Annotated in this window: 17 protein-coding genes; all 17 read left to right on the top strand. The window is 44.6% G+C overall.

Going from position 1 to position 16,861, the window contains the following annotated elements; translation table 11 throughout:
• Positions 1–358 precede the first annotated feature (358 nt).
• The 17 genes from aroC (at position 359) to NST74_RS20095 (ending at position 16,778) form a co-directional block, all read left to right on the top strand.
• A complete protein-coding gene (gene aroC, locus NST74_RS20175; protein ID WP_341114078.1) occupies positions 359–1,528 on the top strand; it encodes a chorismate synthase in 1,170 nt (389 codons plus the stop codon).
• Between the two features lie 2 nt (positions 1,529–1,530).
• A complete protein-coding gene (gene aroB / locus NST74_RS20170) occupies positions 1,531–2,634 on the top strand; it encodes a 3-dehydroquinate synthase (protein ID WP_341114077.1) in 1,104 nt (367 codons plus the stop codon).
• Positions 2,628–3,002: a chorismate mutase gene (aroH, locus tag NST74_RS20165; RefSeq protein WP_042129560.1), complete on the top strand. Its 375-nt coding sequence runs from the start codon at positions 2,628–2,630 to the stop codon at positions 3,000–3,002. Before aroB ends, aroH begins: the two co-directional genes overlap by 7 nt.
• A 341-nt stretch (positions 3,003–3,343) precedes the next feature.
• Entirely contained in the window at positions 3,344–4,909 is a 1,566-nt protein-coding gene (gene trpE, locus NST74_RS20160; RefSeq protein ID WP_341114076.1) for an anthranilate synthase component I, read from the top strand.
• 39 nt (positions 4,910–4,948) lie between these two features.
• Complete coding sequence (gene trpD / locus NST74_RS20155) at positions 4,949–5,989, top strand: anthranilate phosphoribosyltransferase (protein WP_341114074.1); 1,041 nt, start codon at positions 4,949–4,951, stop codon at positions 5,987–5,989.
• Positions 5,979–6,809 (top strand): indole-3-glycerol phosphate synthase TrpC, encoded by an 831-nt coding sequence (gene trpC / locus NST74_RS20150; protein ID WP_341114072.1) that lies wholly within the window; start codon positions 5,979–5,981, stop codon positions 6,807–6,809. The genes trpD and trpC overlap by 11 nt, the downstream gene beginning before the upstream one ends.
• The gene (locus NST74_RS20145; protein ID WP_341115937.1) at positions 6,802–7,479 is read left to right on the top strand and encodes a phosphoribosylanthranilate isomerase; all 678 of its coding nucleotides are present in this window, start codon (positions 6,802–6,804) and stop codon (positions 7,477–7,479) included. Before trpC ends, NST74_RS20145 begins: the two co-directional genes overlap by 8 nt.
• The gene (trpB, locus tag NST74_RS20140) at positions 7,476–8,675 is read left to right on the top strand and encodes a tryptophan synthase subunit beta (protein ID WP_042129551.1); all 1,200 of its coding nucleotides are present in this window, start codon (positions 7,476–7,478) and stop codon (positions 8,673–8,675) included. The genes NST74_RS20145 and trpB overlap by 4 nt, the downstream gene beginning before the upstream one ends.
• Positions 8,672–9,496 carry a tryptophan synthase subunit alpha gene (gene trpA, locus NST74_RS20135; RefSeq protein WP_341114070.1) on the top strand — a complete coding sequence of 275 codons (825 nt, stop codon included), beginning with the start codon at positions 8,672–8,674 and terminating at the stop codon, positions 9,494–9,496. Before trpB ends, trpA begins: the two co-directional genes overlap by 4 nt.
• A 60-nt stretch (positions 9,497–9,556) precedes the next feature.
• Positions 9,557–10,654, top strand: a complete 1,098-nt coding sequence (gene hisC, locus NST74_RS20130; protein WP_341114068.1) for a histidinol-phosphate transaminase — start codon at positions 9,557–9,559, stop codon at positions 10,652–10,654.
• 47 nt (positions 10,655–10,701) lie between these two features.
• Positions 10,702–11,796 (top strand): prephenate dehydrogenase, encoded by a 1,095-nt coding sequence (locus NST74_RS20125; protein ID WP_341114066.1) that lies wholly within the window; start codon positions 10,702–10,704, stop codon positions 11,794–11,796.
• A gap of 810 nt (positions 11,797–12,606) precedes the next feature.
• On the top strand, positions 12,607–13,194 hold the full coding sequence (locus NST74_RS20120; RefSeq protein WP_042129542.1) for an RNA polymerase sigma factor: 588 nt from the start codon (positions 12,607–12,609) through the stop codon (positions 13,192–13,194).
• 5 nt (positions 13,195–13,199) lie between these two features.
• On the top strand, positions 13,200–13,790 hold the full coding sequence (locus tag NST74_RS20115) for an anti-sigma factor family protein (RefSeq protein WP_341114064.1): 591 nt from the start codon (positions 13,200–13,202) through the stop codon (positions 13,788–13,790).
• 182 nt (positions 13,791–13,972) lie between these two features.
• Positions 13,973–14,560, top strand: coding sequence for a histidine phosphatase family protein (locus NST74_RS20110; RefSeq protein ID WP_341114063.1), 588 nt, complete (start codon positions 13,973–13,975; stop codon positions 14,558–14,560).
• 89 nt (positions 14,561–14,649) lie between these two features.
• Complete coding sequence (locus NST74_RS20105; RefSeq protein ID WP_341114062.1) at positions 14,650–15,732, top strand: hypothetical protein; 1,083 nt, start codon at positions 14,650–14,652, stop codon at positions 15,730–15,732.
• A 245-nt stretch (positions 15,733–15,977) separates the two neighbouring features.
• Positions 15,978–16,157: an IDEAL domain-containing protein gene (locus tag NST74_RS20100; protein WP_042129535.1), complete on the top strand. Its 180-nt coding sequence runs from the start codon at positions 15,978–15,980 to the stop codon at positions 16,155–16,157.
• Positions 16,158–16,358: 201 nt separating this feature from the next.
• Positions 16,359–16,778, top strand: coding sequence for a DUF2487 family protein (locus NST74_RS20095; protein ID WP_341114060.1), 420 nt, complete (start codon positions 16,359–16,361; stop codon positions 16,776–16,778).
• The last annotated feature ends 83 nt before the right edge of the window (positions 16,779–16,861 follow it).

Here is a 16,861-nt window from a genome sequence, read left to right as displayed (position 1 = left end):
GGGAGAATTTCCTCAATTCATAGATAATGGATCAATATCTGCTTATAATCAGGGAGATTTTCCCTAATCATCAACATCTTAAAGATACCAGGCATACTGAAGCACCGAATCTTTTCACCCTCAGCCACAGTATTTCACCAGAGGGGTTACACTAGCTCATGTGCAAACGGACTCAGATGCAGTTAATTGTACGTTTTGGGTCTTCTTGAGCAAGTTTCAGACGCATTATTATGTCGGGAAGGCTGCCTTTTTAGGAAGATCCCTTTCTTGTCAAAGAGGATTGCCTATACTATAATGAGCAAAGATCATTAGGATTTTAGCGGTTTACAGTTTAAAAGTATAAAAGGGGGAACGCAGCATGAGTTTGCGCTATTTAACAGCGGGGGAAACGCACGGCCCCCAGCTCACGGCCATTATTGAGGGATTGCCTAGTAATTTGACCTTGGATTTTGAAGAGCTTAATTTTCAATTGCAACGTCGACAAAAGGGATATGGACGTGGACGTCGCATGCAGATTGAGAAAGATACGGCACAAATCGTAGGTGGAGTGCGTCATGGCTATACTACAGGTGCTCCAGTAGCCTTGGTAGTAGAGAATAAAGACTGGACCCACTGGAAGAACATTATGAATATTGAGCCTATTCCTGGCAGTGATGAAGAAAAACGGCGCGTAAACCGGCCGCGTCCTGGCCATGCAGACCTGAACGGCGGATTGAAGTACAACCATACAGATCTTCGTAATGTTTTGGAGCGCTCCAGTGCTCGTGAAACAGCAGCCAGAGTCGCATGTGGCGCTGTAGCCAGACAGCTATTGGCGGCTTTTGGCGTGAAAGTAGCAGGACAAGTCATCCGTATCGGTGAGATTGAAGCGCCTGCGAACGATCTGCCTATCGATGAGTTGATTGAGCGGACGGAACAATCCTCTGTCAGAGTTGTTGATAAAGAAACGGAACAGAAGATAGAGGCTTACATAGATCAGATTAAGGAAGAGGGCGACTCCATCGGTGGAATCGTTGAATGTATCGTCGAAGGACTTCCTATTGGACTTGGCAGCTATGTACAGTCAGACCGGAAGCTTGACGGAGCAATCGCTGGAGCGGTAATGTCAATTAATGCCTTTAAAGGTGTAGAGATTGGCATTGGGTTTGAAGCTGGTAAATTGCGTGGATCGCAAGTCCATGATGAAATTATGTATGAAGCTTCTAAAGGATACTACCGTGCAAGCAATCGCTTAGGCGGTTTTGAAGGTGGTATGACTAACGGAATGCCTGTTGTAGTTCGCGGAGTCATGAAGCCGATTCCTACCCTTTATAAACCGCTTCAAAGTGTAGATATCGACACGAAAGAACCATTTACAGCGCAAGTTGAACGCTCCGACGCTTGTGCAGTTCCAGCGGCTTGTGTTGTACTGGAAAGTGTAGTGGCATGGGAAATTGCAAAAGCCTTTCTTGATAAATTCGGTGGAGATTCATTGGAAGAAATTAAAGCGAACTATGAAAATTACCTATCACAGCTGGAGAGCTACTAATTATGCGTACAATTAATGTAGACTTAGGAGATCGATCGTACCCTATCCTTATCGGTAGTGGAGTACTTAAGGACATCGCCCGTTATTGTGCTGTAGCAGGATTTTCGGAGCGTAGTCCACTGTTAGTGGTGAGTGATAGTGAAGTAGCGCCAAGGTATTTGCCGGCACTTGAAGAAGCTTTGCGTTCTCATGGCTATACTGTGGTTAGTCACGTTATGCCAGCAGGTGAAGCTTCTAAATCATTAACCGTGTATGAAGAGGTTATGACAACTGCGATTCAAGCAGGGCTAGACCGTAATTCAGCGGTTTTGGCTTTAGGTGGCGGTGTAGTTGGAGATTTAGCTGGATTTGTAGCAGCGACCTATATGCGTGGGATCGGATTTCTACAAATTCCGACGACGATATTAGCTCACGATAGCAGTGTAGGTGGTAAAGTGGCAGTCAATCATCCATTAGCTAAAAATATGATTGGGGCCTTCTATCAACCGTCGATGGTACTCTACGATTTGGATACGCTACGTACTCTTCCAGCACGGCAAGTCGCATCGGGTCTGGCTGAAGTGGTAAAGCACGGTCTCCTGGTGGACAAAGAATTCGCATATTGGTGTCGTGATCATGCTGAAGAGCTGCTAAATCTGAATGTCGAAGCTCTAGGTTATGCTTTAGAGCGTGGCTGTGCGATCAAGGCAGAGGTAGTAGGAAATGATGAGCGTGAGCATGGACTTCGAGCGATTTTGAACCTTGGACATACGATCGGACATGCGATTGAAGCCGTTGGTGGGTATGGTGTGTTCCTGCATGGGGAAGCGATTGCGATTGGCATGGCGGGTTCAGCGCTATTGGCTGTGAAGCTTGGACGGGATGCTTCCATTTATGAGGATACTGTATCCATGCTGTCCGCGTTATCGCTGCCGGTACGCCTTCCTTCCGAGTATGATGAAGATGAACTGATGGAAGCTATGATGCATGATAAGAAATTCAAAGAAGGCAAGATGACCTTTATCGTGCCTGATTCCATAGGCTCTGTAAGCATTGTGAATGATGTGCAGGAGTCACTTGTGCGAGAGGTTCTCGCAGAGCTTAAGAAGGAGGAAAGACCGTGGTAAACCGAGGCATTCGCGGAGCAACAACCGTGACAAAGAACGAAGAGGCAGAGATTTTACGAGAGACAGTTATACTGCTGCGTGAAATCGTAGAACGCAATGATGTTGTAGCTGAGAATATAAGCAATGTATGGATTACGATGACCAATGATTTGGATGCTACTTTTCCGGCAAGGGCTATTCGTGAGATTGAGGGCTGGGAAATGGTTCCACTTATGTGTTCAACAGAAATCCCGGTTAAAGGCAGCTTACCGAAGTGTATTCGGTTGATGGTACAGATTAATACGGATAAATCGCAGCGTGAGATTCGCCACGTTTATCTGAATGAAGCTCAGAAGCTACGTCCGGATTTATCAGAGAGCAAGTCTTAAATTATAGTTGTGGGTTGTCAATGACCCTTGTCATCATGTATAGTGTAGTTAGCCGAGTATAGAAGAGTTTAGTTTAGTTGAGATGAGTATAGTTGAGCAGAGTGCGAGGATTTTTTTAGATTAGCATGTATTGTTGTGTAAGCAGAGTCTTTATTTTGATATGCACTGAAGTGTTATTTTTACATCAGTAGTGTATCTTATTTAGGGATAAGTCTGTAAACACTACATCAGTATGCTGATCCATGCTCAAAAACATATACTTACTTATACAAACCCTCTACTTCGGTAGAGGGTTTTTTTGTATTTCGGAACCATTCATATATCTAAGGGGGCATCTAACAATGACGAATCCAAGTGTTCAAGAGGTGGTAAAGCTGTCGCGGGATTATAATCTGATTCCTGTTGTAAAGCGACTGCTCGCGGATATGGAAACACCTATCCGATTGTTCCAACGTTTCGCTGAACGTGATCGCGCGTTCTTACTTGAAAGTGTAGAGGGCGGGAAACAATGGGCACGGTATTCTTTCATCGGTAGCGATCCCTTTTTGATGATATCCGGTAAAAAGGGTGCAATTAACGTAGAGGTCGGAGGAGAGCAGAAGCGACTATACGGAAAGCCGATTGAGGAGCTTAAAGCGTTACTCCGTTCATACCGTAGTCCTAAGCTTGACGAAATGCCTCCGTTTACCGGAGGGGCTATAGGATTTTTTGGATATGATCTGCTGCAATATTATGAGAAGCTCCCTCAGCATCCAGTAGATGATCTCCAAATGGATGATATAAGATTTATGTTTTGTGATCGGATCATTGTGTTTGACCATGTGAAGCAGCAGATTCTACTTGTTGGTAACCTGCATGTAAAAGACGGAGATACAGATTCGGATATCAGATCCAATTATGAAATCCTGAGCCGTAAGCTGGAGGACATGGCCGAAGATCTACAAAAAGAAGGTCCTAAGGAAAATGTGAATCGTCGCAGCATACCTCAGGATATCGAGCTTGGTGAGATTCATTCAAATCTTACTAAAGAACAGTACATCAACAATGTTGAACAAGCGAAGGAATACATTCGTGCAGGTGATATTTTTCAGGTGGTCTTGTCACAGCGATTGCATATTGAAACGGAGGTTTCTCCGCTGCATGTATATCGAATGCTGAGAACACTTAACCCCTCCCCATATATGTACTATTTAAAAATGGATGAGGAGATTATTGTTGGTACTTCACCGGAAGCGCTAGTAAAGGTGGATGGAAATCGGGTGGAGACACGGCCAATTGCTGGAACAAGGCCAAGGGGGGACAGTGAAGCAGCGGATCGGGCGTTCGCTTCGGAGCTCTTGGAGGATGAAAAAGAACGTGCAGAGCATCTGATGCTTGTTGATCTGGGTCGTAATGACCTAGGCAGAGTATCCGAATTTGGTTCAGTGAAATGTGATTCCTTTATGGAAATTGAAAGATATTCTCATGTCATGCACATGGTATCGAATGTGTCAGGCACACTCAGTGAGGATAAAGATTTCTTTGATGCATTCCTCTCTTGTCTGCCGGCCGGAACGGTTTCCGGGGCGCCTAAGCTACGGGCCATGGAGATTATAGCTGAGTTGGAAAAAGAAGCGCGAGGAGCATATGCCGGAGCCATTGGATATCTAGGGTTCTCTGGAAACATGGATTCCTGTATCACCATTCGTACCATCATCTTCCGGAAAGGCCGCGCATATGTGCAGGCCGGAGCAGGTATCGTTTGGGATTCGGTTCCTGAGAAAGAGTATGAGGAAACCGTGAATAAAGCGAAGGGCATGCTGAAGGCTATTCGTATGGCAGAAGCTATGTTTCCATCTGAAGTGAAAGAGAAACAGGTCATCAACCAAGATTATATGTACGAATATACCCCTGAACAAGTGGTTTGATTTATATAGTAACTCATTAAGGCTGGGAGGAAGATTATTATGGATGCAACGAAATTAATTCAATCAGGAATCGCCGGACTGATCGAAGGCAAAAATCTGACACGTACAGAAGCACGGGATATAATGGGTGCTATAATGCTTGGAGATGCTTCACAAGCACAAATCGGTTCATTGCTGACTGCTTTACGAATTAAAGGAGAAACCGTGGAGGAGATTACGGGTTTTGCGGAAGCTATGAGAGGTTTCGGCACATCCGTACTTACTGACCGCGCGCGTTTGTTAGATACCTGTGGTACGGGCGGTTCCGGCATCCATAAATTTAATATTTCAACCGCCTCAGCGATTATTTCATCTGCGGCTTCGGTTAGAGTTGCAAAGCATGGCAATCGTTCAGCTTCAGGCAGAGCCGGAAGTGCTGATGTACTTGAAGCCTTAGGTGTTAACATTCATCTGAATGCAGAGCAGGCTCGAGAATGTCTGGATCGCATTGGCATTTGCTTTTTATTCGCACAAATTTACCATCCTTCGATGCGACATGCAGCAGCACCTCGTAAAGAGCTTGGTGTACGAACGATTTTTAATATGCTGGGTCCTCTTACAAATCCCGCAGGTGCTGACCGTCAGCTGCTGGGGATTTATGACCGGGATAAGACGGAGACGGTGGCTAATGTACTGAAGGAGCTAGGTTCCAAGCGTGCAATGGTTGTAAGCAGTTCGGATGGTCTGGACGAAATCAGCATTTCTGCCTCTACATTCGTGTCTGAGCTAAAAGAGGGTATAGTGACCACTTATGAAATTACTCCGGAGGGATTAGGTCTTAACAGACATCCGCTTGAAGCCGTTCTGGGTGGAGACGCAGCTGAGAACGCAGCAATTATTACCTCCGTGCTCCAAGGTGAGATCAATCCCTATCGCGATATTGTGTTAGCTAATGCGGGAGCATGTATATATGTTGCAGGTCTGGCAGATACCTTGGCCGGAGGCGTCGAGAAAGCAAAAGAAGTAGTGGATTCGGGTAAGGCATTATCCAAGCTGGATCAGCTTGTTGTGATGACGGAGGAGCTTAATTATGTATCTTGATAAAATTGTCGCTACAAAGATCAAAGAGGTGGAGGCGCTCAGTGAACGCTTTTCTATAGCTCAAGCCGAACGTGATATAGCAGCACTCCCTCAGACTAGGGGCTTTCGTAAGGCGCTGACCCAAGGGAAGAACAGAGAGATGGGATTGATTGCTGAGGTGAAGAAGGCATCCCCTTCTAAAGGGTTGATCCGTGAAGATTTCGATCCTGTTTCCATTGCAAAAGGCTATGAAGCGGGAGGCGCTGATTGTTTATCTGTATTGACGGATAGGGATTATTTTCAGGGCAGCGCTGCCTACTTGCAGCAAGTGAAGGATAGCGTTAATCTTCCGCTGCTCCGCAAAGATTTTATTATTGATGAGAAACAGATTTATGAAGCGCGTATTCTTGGAGCAGATGCGGTGTTGTTGATCGTCGCAATTTTGACACCGGATAAACTGTCTCATTTTATAGAAATAGCCACAGGACTTGGAATGGATGTATTGATCGAAGTTCATGATCGAAATGAGCTTGCGGTGGTATTAAGTACAGACAAAATAACTCATCCTAATATACTGCTGGGCATTAATAATCGTAATCTGCGTACGTTTGAGACTTCCTTAGAGACAACGGCAGAACTTGCAGCATTAGTACCTCAAGGTGTCCCTGTGATCAGTGAAAGCGGAATTGCAGGTCCAAGTGATATTGACTACCTAAGAACGACTGGCGCTCATGGTGTACTCGTTGGGGAATATCTAATGCGTCAAGCTAATGTAGAAGATGCGGTAAATGGATTGTTAGGGATGCTGCCAAATGGAAAGGACCGTGTCCGGCATGGCTGAGACATTGGTAAAAATCTGTGGACTTCAGGACGTTGAAGTGCTAAAATCTATGGTACACTTACCACTAGATTATATTGGATTTATATTCGCACCTAGTCGTCGCAGGATTACGCTGGAGCGTGCTTCCGAGCTGATTGCTGAGCTTCCACAATGGAAGACTAGTGACAAGCCTAAAGCTGCTGGGGTTTTTGTTAATCCAGAGCTGGATGAGCTGAGCGAACTGCTCTCCGTTGTGTCACTAGATGTTATTCAGTTACATGGGGAGGAAAGTCCAGCCTTTTGTCAAAAGGTTCGGCAAGCTTTCCCACAAGTTCAGGTGTGGAAGGCATTGTCTGTTGCTGATAAAGAGCGTGATGACGCCGAAAACAATTATACATTGGAACAATACGCAGACTTCGTTGATGCTGTATTGTTAGATACTTATGATCCTCAGCAGAGCGGCGGCTCTGGGCGCACTTTCGCTTGGGAGAGATTGCCTGATTATCAGGAAATCGCGCTACGAAATGGTTTGCCGTTATTTGTGGCTGGAGGACTTCATCCTAATAACGTAGGAGAGTTGCTAGATACCTATGCTCCGTACGGAGTAGACGTATCTAGTGGAGTAGAGAGTGAAGGCGTTAAAGATATTATTAAAATGACAGCTTTTGTGGAAAGGGTGAAGCAATCATGACACAAGTACCGGACCAGCATGGACGTTTCGGTTCATTCGGAGGGCGCTTCGTGCCCGAAACTTTGATGACTGCATTGATTGAGCTGGAGGAAGCCTATCAGAAGTATTCGGCGGACCCGGCTTTTCAAGAAGAAATAGATTATCTATTAAAGCAATATTCCGGACGGGAGACCCCATTGTATTATGCAGAACGTCTAAGTAAACATCTGGGAGAAGCTAAAATATATTTGAAGCGTGAAGATTTGAATCATACGGGCGCTCATAAAATTAACAATGCGATTGGTCAGGGAATTCTGGCTAAAATGATGGGTAAAACCAAGGTGATCGCTGAGACTGGAGCTGGTCAGCACGGTGTAGCTACTGCTACCGTTGCAGCCCTACTTGGTATGGAATGTAAGGTGTTTATGGGGGAAGAGGATACTCGTCGCCAGGCACTCAATGTATTCCGTATGAAGCTGCTTGGTGCTGAGGTGATTCCCGTTACTTCAGGATCGCGTACCTTAAAAGATGCCGGCAACGAAGCGCTTCGCTACTGGGTTAGCAATGTGGAAGATACTTTCTACATTCTCGGTTCTGCCGTAGGCCCACATCCTTATCCGATGATGGTTCGTAACTTTCAGCGGGTGATTGGTGATGAAACGCGGCGCCAGATCCTGAAGGCTGAAGGAAGACTGCCGGATGTGCTTGTTGCTGCAGTAGGCGGCGGTAGTAATGCTATCGGCATGTTCTATCCATTTGTAGAGGATGAAGGTGTCGGTATGATTGGTGTGGAGGCAGCAGGCAAAGGAATTGACACACCATTTCACGCGGCGACGATGAGTAAGGGGACTCATGGCGTATTCCAGGGTTCGATGAGTTACCTTCTGCAGGATGAACATGGTCAAGTAACAGAGGCTCATTCTATCTCCGCAGGTCTGGATTATCCTGGCGTAGGTCCTGAGCACTCCTATTTAAAAGATATCGAACGCGCAAAATATGTCCCGATTACAGATGCAGAGGCGTTAGATGCACTGAAGCTGCTATGCGTGACGGAAGGCATTATCCCAGCGTTAGAGTCAGCTCATGCGATAGCCCATGTAGTGAAGATGGGTCCAACCCTTACCAAGGACGATATTGTTGTTATCTGTCTGTCAGGCCGGGGAGACAAAGATGTGGAATCGATCATGGCGTACACAGAAGGGAAGGGAAACGAATGACAACCGAAACTACAAACCGAATGGATTTGGTATTCCGGAAGCTTAAAGCTGAAGAACAGACAGCATTAATTCCTTTTCTGACTGTGGGAGATCCTGATCTGGAGACTACGCTTGCCATCATCGCCGAGCTTGAACTGGCTGGTGCAGATATTCTCGAGCTAGGGGTTCCATACTCTGATCCGCTTGCAGACGGCCCTGTCATTCAGCGAGCGTCTGCGCGTGCTCTGCGGGGTGAGGTTCACCTGCGTACTTGCATGGAGACTGCGTTAAAGGCTCGTCAAGCTGGAAGCGAATTGCCATTTATTTTGTTTTCCTATTACAATCCTATTCTGCAAATGGGACTGGATACATTTTTTGCAGAACTGAATGCTCATGAGATTAGTGGTCTTATTATTCCAGATCTTCCTGTCGAGGAATCAGAGGAGATGCGTCGCCGCAGTAGTGAGGTTGGCGTTAATCTGATTCCACTGGTTGCACCGACCTCAAGTGAACGGATTGCAAAGATTGTCTCAGGTGCGAGTGGGTTTATATATTGTGTATCCTCATTAGGTGTGACAGGAGAACGATCCACTTTTCATGCTGATGTAGAAGCGTTTATTAATTCTGTACGTCAAGCAACAGACCTACCAGTAGCTGTTGGATTTGGTATTTCAACGGGCGAACAGGTTGCCCGCTTTGCTCAGATTTGCGATGGGGTTGTAGTAGGCAGTGCCATTGTCCGCAAAATAGAAGATGTCATTCCGCTGCTCGACAATCCTGTCACACGGAATGAGGGGCTGTTGCAAATTCGAGAATTTGTGGCACAATTAAAAAGACCATAACAGGGTCATTTAGACCTGTGTAATAGTGGAGTAATCAACTATGGAGAGCGAGGACTATTCATGAATCCAAAACCGAATATAGTTAATCTCCCTGTCTACAAACCAGGGAAACCTATAGACGAAGTTAAGAAGGAGCTCGGCTTAAGTGAGGTTATTAAGCTTGCATCCAATGAGAACCCGTATGGAGCTTCCCCGAGTGCTAAAGAGGCTATCCTAGCAGAGCTTGAGAATCTTTATCTATATCCAGACGGATCGGCCGTTGAGTTGACGGCAGCACTTGCCAGCAGGCTTGGTGTAAATAGTGATAATATTATTTTTGGTTGTGGTTCTGATGAGATTATTGCTCTTATTGCTCGTGCTTTCTTCTTGCCAGGTGATGAGACAATCATGGCTGACCAGACCTTTTCTGTGTATAAGAGTAACGCAGATATCGAAGGCGCTGTATCCATCGAGGTACCCCTTGTAAAGGGTACACATGATTTGGATGGGATGCTGGCCCGTATTACGGACCGCACGAAGGTCGTCTGGATTTGTAATCCGAATAACCCGACAGGAACGATTGTACCAGAGGAAGCCTTGGTTTCTTTCCTTGATGCTGTTCCTTCGAATGTAATGGTTGTCCTTGATGAAGCATACTGCGAGTACGTAACAGATCTTTCTTACTCCAACGGTATCCAATTATTAAATCGTTATACGAATCTGGTTGTGCTTCGCACATTCTCCAAAATTTATGGTTTAGCCGCATTGCGTATTGGTTATGGCGTTGCTAGTCCTGAGATTATTTCATTGATCAACAAGGTGCGTGAACCTTTCAATACTTCTCGTCTTGCACAGGCGGCGGCTCTTGCTGCCTTGAATGACCAAGATTACGTGGAGCAATGCCGTCGTCTTAATAGCGCGGGTATTGTCCAATTACAAGGTGAATTCAAACGTCTGGGACTAGAATCTTTCCCTGCACACGGGAACTTCATTATGGTAGATGTTCGTAAACCTGCAACCGAGGTTTTCGATGCTTTGATGCGTAAAGGAATCATAGTAAGAGCAGGTCATCAAGTTTACCCTACTTATATTCGTGTTACTGTGGGCTCTGCTGAACAGAACAAAGCGTTTATAACTGCGCTGGAACAAACGCTTATAGAGTATGGTGTGCGTGCTTAGTAATAAACAGCAAGACTAGACTAAAAAAGGCAGGTAGTTCAAAGAACATGACGACAAAAATAGCTATATTCGGTGTCGGTCTGATCGGAGGCTCACTGGCCCTTTGCTTTAAAGGCAAGGAGGGCCTGACCGTCGTAGGACATGCCCACCGTCCTGAATCCGCGAGTAAATATTTAAGCAGAGGTGTGGTTGATCAAGCCACGCTTTCTGTTGAAGAAGCGGCACTTGATGCTGATTTCATTTTTTTATGTGTACCGGTAGGGCTGTTAGAGGATTATCTGCAGCAATTAAGTAAATTGCCTCTAAAACCCGGCTGCATTATCACAGATGTAGGAAGCACGAAAGCTAGTATTGCCGCATGTGCGGTCTCCTTAGATATTCCTGGAGTACATTTTATCGGCGGACACCCAATGGCAGGTTCAGAGCGCTCAGGTGTTGAGGCGGCTTCATCACTGCTATTTGAGAATGCGTATTATGTGTTGACGCCTCCTTCAGGCGTACGAGAAGAGGCTTATCATGCGTTGGAGTCTCTACTACACCACACAAGAGCGCAGATTGTACGCCTTGATCCAGAACGCCATGATGAGATTGTAGGCGCCATTAGTCATTTACCGCATATTATTGCCGTTGCTCTGGTGAATCAGATTCGTGCCTATGATGATACTGACTCCTTATATAGCACATTAGCTGCTGGGGGCTTTCGGGATATTACACGGATTGCGTCCAGTGATCCTATAATTTGGCGAGACATTTTACTGAACAATCGTTCTGTAATGCTTCGTTTATTGAAGGATTGGAACGAGGAAGTTTCTTCTTTTGTTCGTCTACTGGAAAGTGAAGATGGTGTGGGGATTGAAGAGGCCTTCCAAGAAGCGAATGGCTTCCGCAGTCAGTTACCTGAACGGCGTAAAGGCATGATAGCACCTTTATTTGACCTACATATAGATGTACCGGATCATCCGGGGATTATCGGTCGTATCGCTACTGAATTGGGGGACCAAGGGATTAACCTTAGCAACGTACAAATCATCGAGAGTCGTGAAGATGTGCCAGGTATTATGCGCCTATCTTTCCGTCAGGAGTATGATATGGAACGTGCGAAAGTACTTCTGCAGCAGCATGATTATACTGTATATGTGTAGTTAGTGGCCCTTCCTTAATGGAGGGGCTTTTATTTATTATGGGCTCTAAAAAAGCATAACGCTGTGAACAGCAACTGCTTCAAGTGGATGCAGAAGAGGGTATTGATAATGACCGGGGCTAACCTGGCTGATTTGTTCTAGTGTTGGTAGCTTATATTTTTAATAAGTTAGATACAGCGCTTACAAGGCAAAAAAAGACCGCTTACAAAGTAAGCGGCTACAGTTCACAATAAATTGGAACCGTGTAGTATTTGGATAGGAGTGGAGAGAAACCATACTGTACTTTTATTATATGTATACGTTTACATTTTGTCAACAGTTTATTAAAAAGAGATTAAAGTCATTTTACAGTGACCAAAGTCTTATTGCTGAAGATAATGTTTATTTATATTCTGATGTCAGGTCGTGCTGACGAGATTACTGCTCTGAAGTCTATTAATGTCATCCTATGAGAATCTGTGATACAATAGATCTGGTATATTTCTAGATTCGTTATAAAATTTATATGCTTTTATAAGTATGCCATTTTTCTTTTTATATTCATCACAATCATCGTGCCATAAATATTGGGTGGTTGAATATACATAGGTGTATTTCAAAATTTAAGATCATGTAAGTCTTATGTTATACATTATCTTTAAATTTCGACGAGAAAAGGTTGTCCTACATAAAATGACGACATTATCGTTTCTTCTTGGTAATAAACTAAAAAATTGCAGTTAGCACCGCAACTTTTAAAGCCCTAACCGGTATAATAAGTACGGACCGGACGGGAAAAGACGTGCAAGGGCGAGGAGGGCCAATCTCACCATGACGGATTCCCAGTTGATCCAGCAAATCAAACAAGGAAATACAGAATTATATTCAGAATTAATGCGTCGTTATCAGCGAAAAATATTGGCATTTGTATACCATATGCTTAGAAACTCACAAATGGAGCTAATTGCAGAGGACCTTTGTTCGGAGACTTTCTACAAGGCATTCCGTAGCTTGCATTCCTTTCGAGAGGTAGATGCTTCCTTTTCAACTTGGTTGTACACTATTGCTCGTAATACTGTATTAAGTGAGCTTCGCAAGAATCGTGCCGGAAATGTATCTCTAGAAGAGAGCGGATATACTCCCGTTGCACCGTTTGAGGTAGCACCTGAGCAGGCTGCATTGCGTAAAGAACGGATGAATTTAGTCCGTGAGGCAATTAATAATCTTCCGGAGAAACAACGCTCTGCGCTAATCCTGCGTGAATACGATCAAATGGACTATCAAGAAATTGCGGAAATTTTGGATCAAAGTGTAAGCTCCGTGAAATCATTGTTGTTTCGTGCCAGAAGTAGTGTGAAGCTTCAACTCGAATCCTATTTCAATGAGCCTGAAGTTGAAGAGCAGGTTGAGAGGGTGTAAGGCGAATGAATTGCAGGGAAGCGCAAGAATGTATTCCGCTCTTGTGGGACGCTCCCCCCACACATCCTAGGCGGATTTTACTAGAAAAACATATTGAAACTTGTCCTTACTGCGCTGCTGAATGGTCTTTGTGGCAGGAAAGTAGTCAGCTTATGCATGATTTGAAGGAAGAGATTAGTGAAGAGAGTGCAGAGCTCATAAATGTTAAAGTTATGGAACGGATTTATCTAGAGAGTCCTTGGTTGATGCCAGGGGATGGGAAATCCGCAGGGACATCTGCTATTGTCCGCCATCGGCTTAGCCTCTGGATCGCTTGCTTTCTGGCAGTGTTTTTATCCAGTGTTCTTTACTTCACTATGTTTAGAACACCTGCTGATATCACAGCGGCTCAGAGTGGAATTGTAGAGACGGGTATTGCAGGTTCTATGGAATGGACATCGACTTATCCGATTTTAGGTTCTGAAGGTGGGATTATTGAACCGCTTGTAGTGAATATGGGACCTACTCATCCTCAATATTGGATGATGTTATCCATGCTTGGCGTGGGTTTTGCAGTGTTTTCGCTAACCCGGCTGAATCGCTATCGCAGATCTTGAAGGGTCTATTGACGTATGACTTAGCTGTTACAGTATATAATAGTGTTAATAACGTTGTAGGAGTCCCTTTACTTAAAGTTAAGAGGGGCTTTTTTTGTATTCTAATATGTATAAAAGAAGACTTTTTATTGCATCCATGTTACATTAAGAGACAAATACTTGGATGAAAAGGGGGAGGCAATATGCTAATCGGCTTGATACGCCATGGATTGACGGACTGGAACGCAATTGGGAAGATTCAGGGACAAAGTGATATTCCGCTTAATGATGAAGGACGGATGCAAGCTGCTATGCTTGCTGACCGCTTACTACAAGAACCGTATCGCTGGGATTATTGCATTACAAGTAACCTTTCCCGTGCCGCAGAGACAGGTAAGATTATTGCCGATAAATTAGGCATACCGCTGCTAGATCCTGATCACCGGATCCGGGAACGTGCTTACGGGCAGGTAGAAGGGCTTAATGCCGCTGAACGCGAAGAGAAGTGGGGCAAGGAATGGAGTCAGCTCTCGCTAGGTCAAGAAACTGACGAGCAGCTTCAGGCTCGTGCACTCGCTTTTATGGAGGATATTTCTGCGCAGCATCCCGATCGGAACATATTAGTTATTTCTCATGGGGGGTTCCTCGCTCAGCTGTATACTGCACTTTACAAGGATAAGTATTCTGAACGAATTGGAAATTTATCCCTAACCATCTTAGAGAAGAAAGAGCGGGAATGGAACCCTATTTTATACAATTGTACTCGCCATATCCTGCAAAATCAGCGTTAACCCGTGCATCGGGTTATTTTTTTTGCGCTAAGGGGAATAAAATGGGCTGTATTTCCCATAATGGTAGTAAAACGGTGAGGCGATAAAACATGAATCTGGCGGATATGCTTACTTATGCAGATATTGGACAGCTGACCGCCATAGCGGGACGCTACCGGTGTGAATGCAAGCAGAATTCTAAACATGACTTGATCCAGAGTATTTTGATTATGCTGGGTAGCAGAAGTTTTATGGAGTCTCATATCCGGGAATGTGCTCCGGAGGATCTGCGGTTTCTGAATACATTACTTTTTGACGAACGCAGCTACTTTAGTCTAGAAGATTTGTTGGCTGTGGCTAGACAGGCTTCGTTCGACGCTCCTGAAGGAAAGACCGGAGGTTTCCGGGAGATGGTTTCTCGTTTCAAAAGCGGAGGCTGGCTCTTTAGTGGCTCCTCCCAGCAAACCAGATATTTGTTCCAAGTGCCTAAAGATTTGAAAGAGCGCTTTCGTGAGACGATGAGCGGATATATCAAGGATAAGGTTACGGTTAGCTCTGAACCAGCCATGTATCGAAATGAAGGCGAATTGTTATTAGGTGATCTGGTTATGCTTCTGAGATATATTAAAGAAAATGAGCCGGAGCTGAATCAGGAAGGGGCAATGTACAGGCGGTATCAGCAAGGAGTGATGAATGCACTTCATATTCCGGAGGATCTTCTTAGCAAAGGCGGCTGGAGATTTGGTTATGGTAGGGCATGCGAGCATTATCCACCTAGATTAGCGCTCCTGTATGATTATGTTCGTCATCGCCGCTGGATCACTGAAGAAGGGTTTCGGTTAAGGCTTACGGCGACGGGAGAGGCAGTGTTGGCCGATGGAAAATGCGACTCGCTGATGCAGATATTCTCTTTTTGGTTAAAACTATATAAGGGGGCTATACCAAACCTGCCTTCACTTGTGTATTGGGTAAGCATTAGTGCAAGGAATTGGGTGAGTTTACCTTCATTAGTGGATGGGGTAGGGTGGTTAATTAAACCGTTCTATTATGACAGTGCTGCTTCTATCCTGGAGCAACGAATTATTCGGATGATGGTGCACCTTGGGATGCTTAAATTAGGGGAGAACGCTGTTGGACTTGCTGTGATGATGACGCCGTGGGGGATGGAGATAGCCGTGCCTAAACATCTATAGTAGTATGGAGGCATACAAGCAAATGCTTATGGGGATTACATATGTAGATTGAGGACTTCGACTTGGTTGCTGATAGGAACAATAGATGAAGTATTGATCAGAATGGGTAAATATGTAGAACGTAGACTGGATTGTTGAATATGATTTAGTAGGTGCCGTCACTTTTGAAACCGAAAACAAATCATCTTGATGGATATCAAAATATTAAAGCAATAAGGATCTCTTAAACAGCGGAGGTGTATCGAATGGACAAAATGAAGGCTACGTACGAAGTGATGCTAGGACTTGCGGCAGAAATGGTGTGGGATGAAGCGCTGCGAAAGCGTCGCTCCGACATCTTGCACCGTGAGATTGACACGGCGCTGGCTACAGGAGATAAATTGGCTTTTCGAAATCTTACAGAAGAACTTAAAAGTTTGGCATAAAGAAATGCGCTTAGCGCATTTCTTTTTTTATTAATTTGTTGTGGTCTTGCTAATGGAGCAATGAAGCTCACTTTCTGTATCAGTAAAAATCTAGATCTAGACGTTTGTACCCCTCTTTCAATATAATGGGAATTATAACTTCGGGCAAATTTGTGAACAGCGGAAACGACGAAGGATTGTATTATAGGGAGATGGACATAAATGAAATTCAGTGATTTTGAAGTTGAGCAATGGAAAGACAATCGAAATTTCTATGATACATGTCTCATACCTTTTACAGGATTAAGCGGTTCTGAGAGTCCCCCTGAGACGGTTCAAGCATTAGAAAGATTACGTGATTTCATGGATTTGGTGGAAATACCATTCAAGGGGCGTATCGTAACTTACCCAGCGATTCAGTATGGAGGGGGAGGATATGTCGATCTAATTAATGAGGTTTGCCGAAAAGTCAAATCCAGTGGTTTCCAGTATGCTGTAGTATTGACAGCGGATGTAGCACTTCTGAAGGAAGAAATCTTTGAAAGCGATTTAGTGCTCTCTCTGCCTATTATTGAGTCCTCTCTGGAAGGTAAGATTAATAGTGATATTAGTATGAAAATTCAAGAAATGTGGCGACGGTGAGCCTCTTTTAAATGTGACAGAAAATCAACAATTGTAGGCGAAAATCACTTTTTGGCCTGTCACAAATTAGACAATATTCTTGA

Origin of the sequence: Paenibacillus sp. FSL F4-0125 (assembly GCF_038008565.1) — a bacterium.
In the GTDB taxonomy this organism is placed as follows: Bacteria; Bacillota; Bacilli; order Paenibacillales; family Paenibacillaceae; genus Paenibacillus_AQ.
The sequence above is the reverse complement of the archived record's forward strand: the minus strand, read 5'-3'. Positions and strand labels throughout refer to the sequence as shown.

Coding starts and splice junctions, on each gene's coding strand:
- aroC (WP_341114078.1), top strand. CDS start 359: ATGAGTTTGCGCTATTTAACAGCGGGGGAAACGCACGGCCCCCAGCTC.
- aroB (WP_341114077.1), top strand. CDS start 1,531: ATGCGTACAATTAATGTAGACTTAGGAGATCGATCGTACCCTATCCTT.
- trpE (WP_341114076.1), top strand. CDS start 3,344: ATGACGAATCCAAGTGTTCAAGAGGTGGTAAAGCTGTCGCGGGATTAT.
- trpD (WP_341114074.1), top strand. CDS start 4,949: ATGGATGCAACGAAATTAATTCAATCAGGAATCGCCGGACTGATCGAA.
- trpC (WP_341114072.1), top strand. CDS start 5,979: ATGTATCTTGATAAAATTGTCGCTACAAAGATCAAAGAGGTGGAGGCG.
- NST74_RS20145 (WP_341115937.1), top strand. CDS start 6,802: ATGGCTGAGACATTGGTAAAAATCTGTGGACTTCAGGACGTTGAAGTG.
- trpB (WP_042129551.1), top strand. CDS start 7,476: ATGACACAAGTACCGGACCAGCATGGACGTTTCGGTTCATTCGGAGGG.
- trpA (WP_341114070.1), top strand. CDS start 8,672: ATGACAACCGAAACTACAAACCGAATGGATTTGGTATTCCGGAAGCTT.
- hisC (WP_341114068.1), top strand. CDS start 9,557: ATGAATCCAAAACCGAATATAGTTAATCTCCCTGTCTACAAACCAGGG.
- NST74_RS20125 (WP_341114066.1), top strand. CDS start 10,702: ATGACGACAAAAATAGCTATATTCGGTGTCGGTCTGATCGGAGGCTCA.
- NST74_RS20120 (WP_042129542.1), top strand. CDS start 12,607: ATGACGGATTCCCAGTTGATCCAGCAAATCAAACAAGGAAATACAGAA.
- NST74_RS20115 (WP_341114064.1), top strand. CDS start 13,200: ATGAATTGCAGGGAAGCGCAAGAATGTATTCCGCTCTTGTGGGACGCT.
- NST74_RS20110 (WP_341114063.1), top strand. CDS start 13,973: ATGCTAATCGGCTTGATACGCCATGGATTGACGGACTGGAACGCAATT.
- NST74_RS20105 (WP_341114062.1), top strand. CDS start 14,650: ATGAATCTGGCGGATATGCTTACTTATGCAGATATTGGACAGCTGACC.
- NST74_RS20100 (WP_042129535.1), top strand. CDS start 15,978: ATGGACAAAATGAAGGCTACGTACGAAGTGATGCTAGGACTTGCGGCA.
- NST74_RS20095 (WP_341114060.1), top strand. CDS start 16,359: ATGAAATTCAGTGATTTTGAAGTTGAGCAATGGAAAGACAATCGAAAT.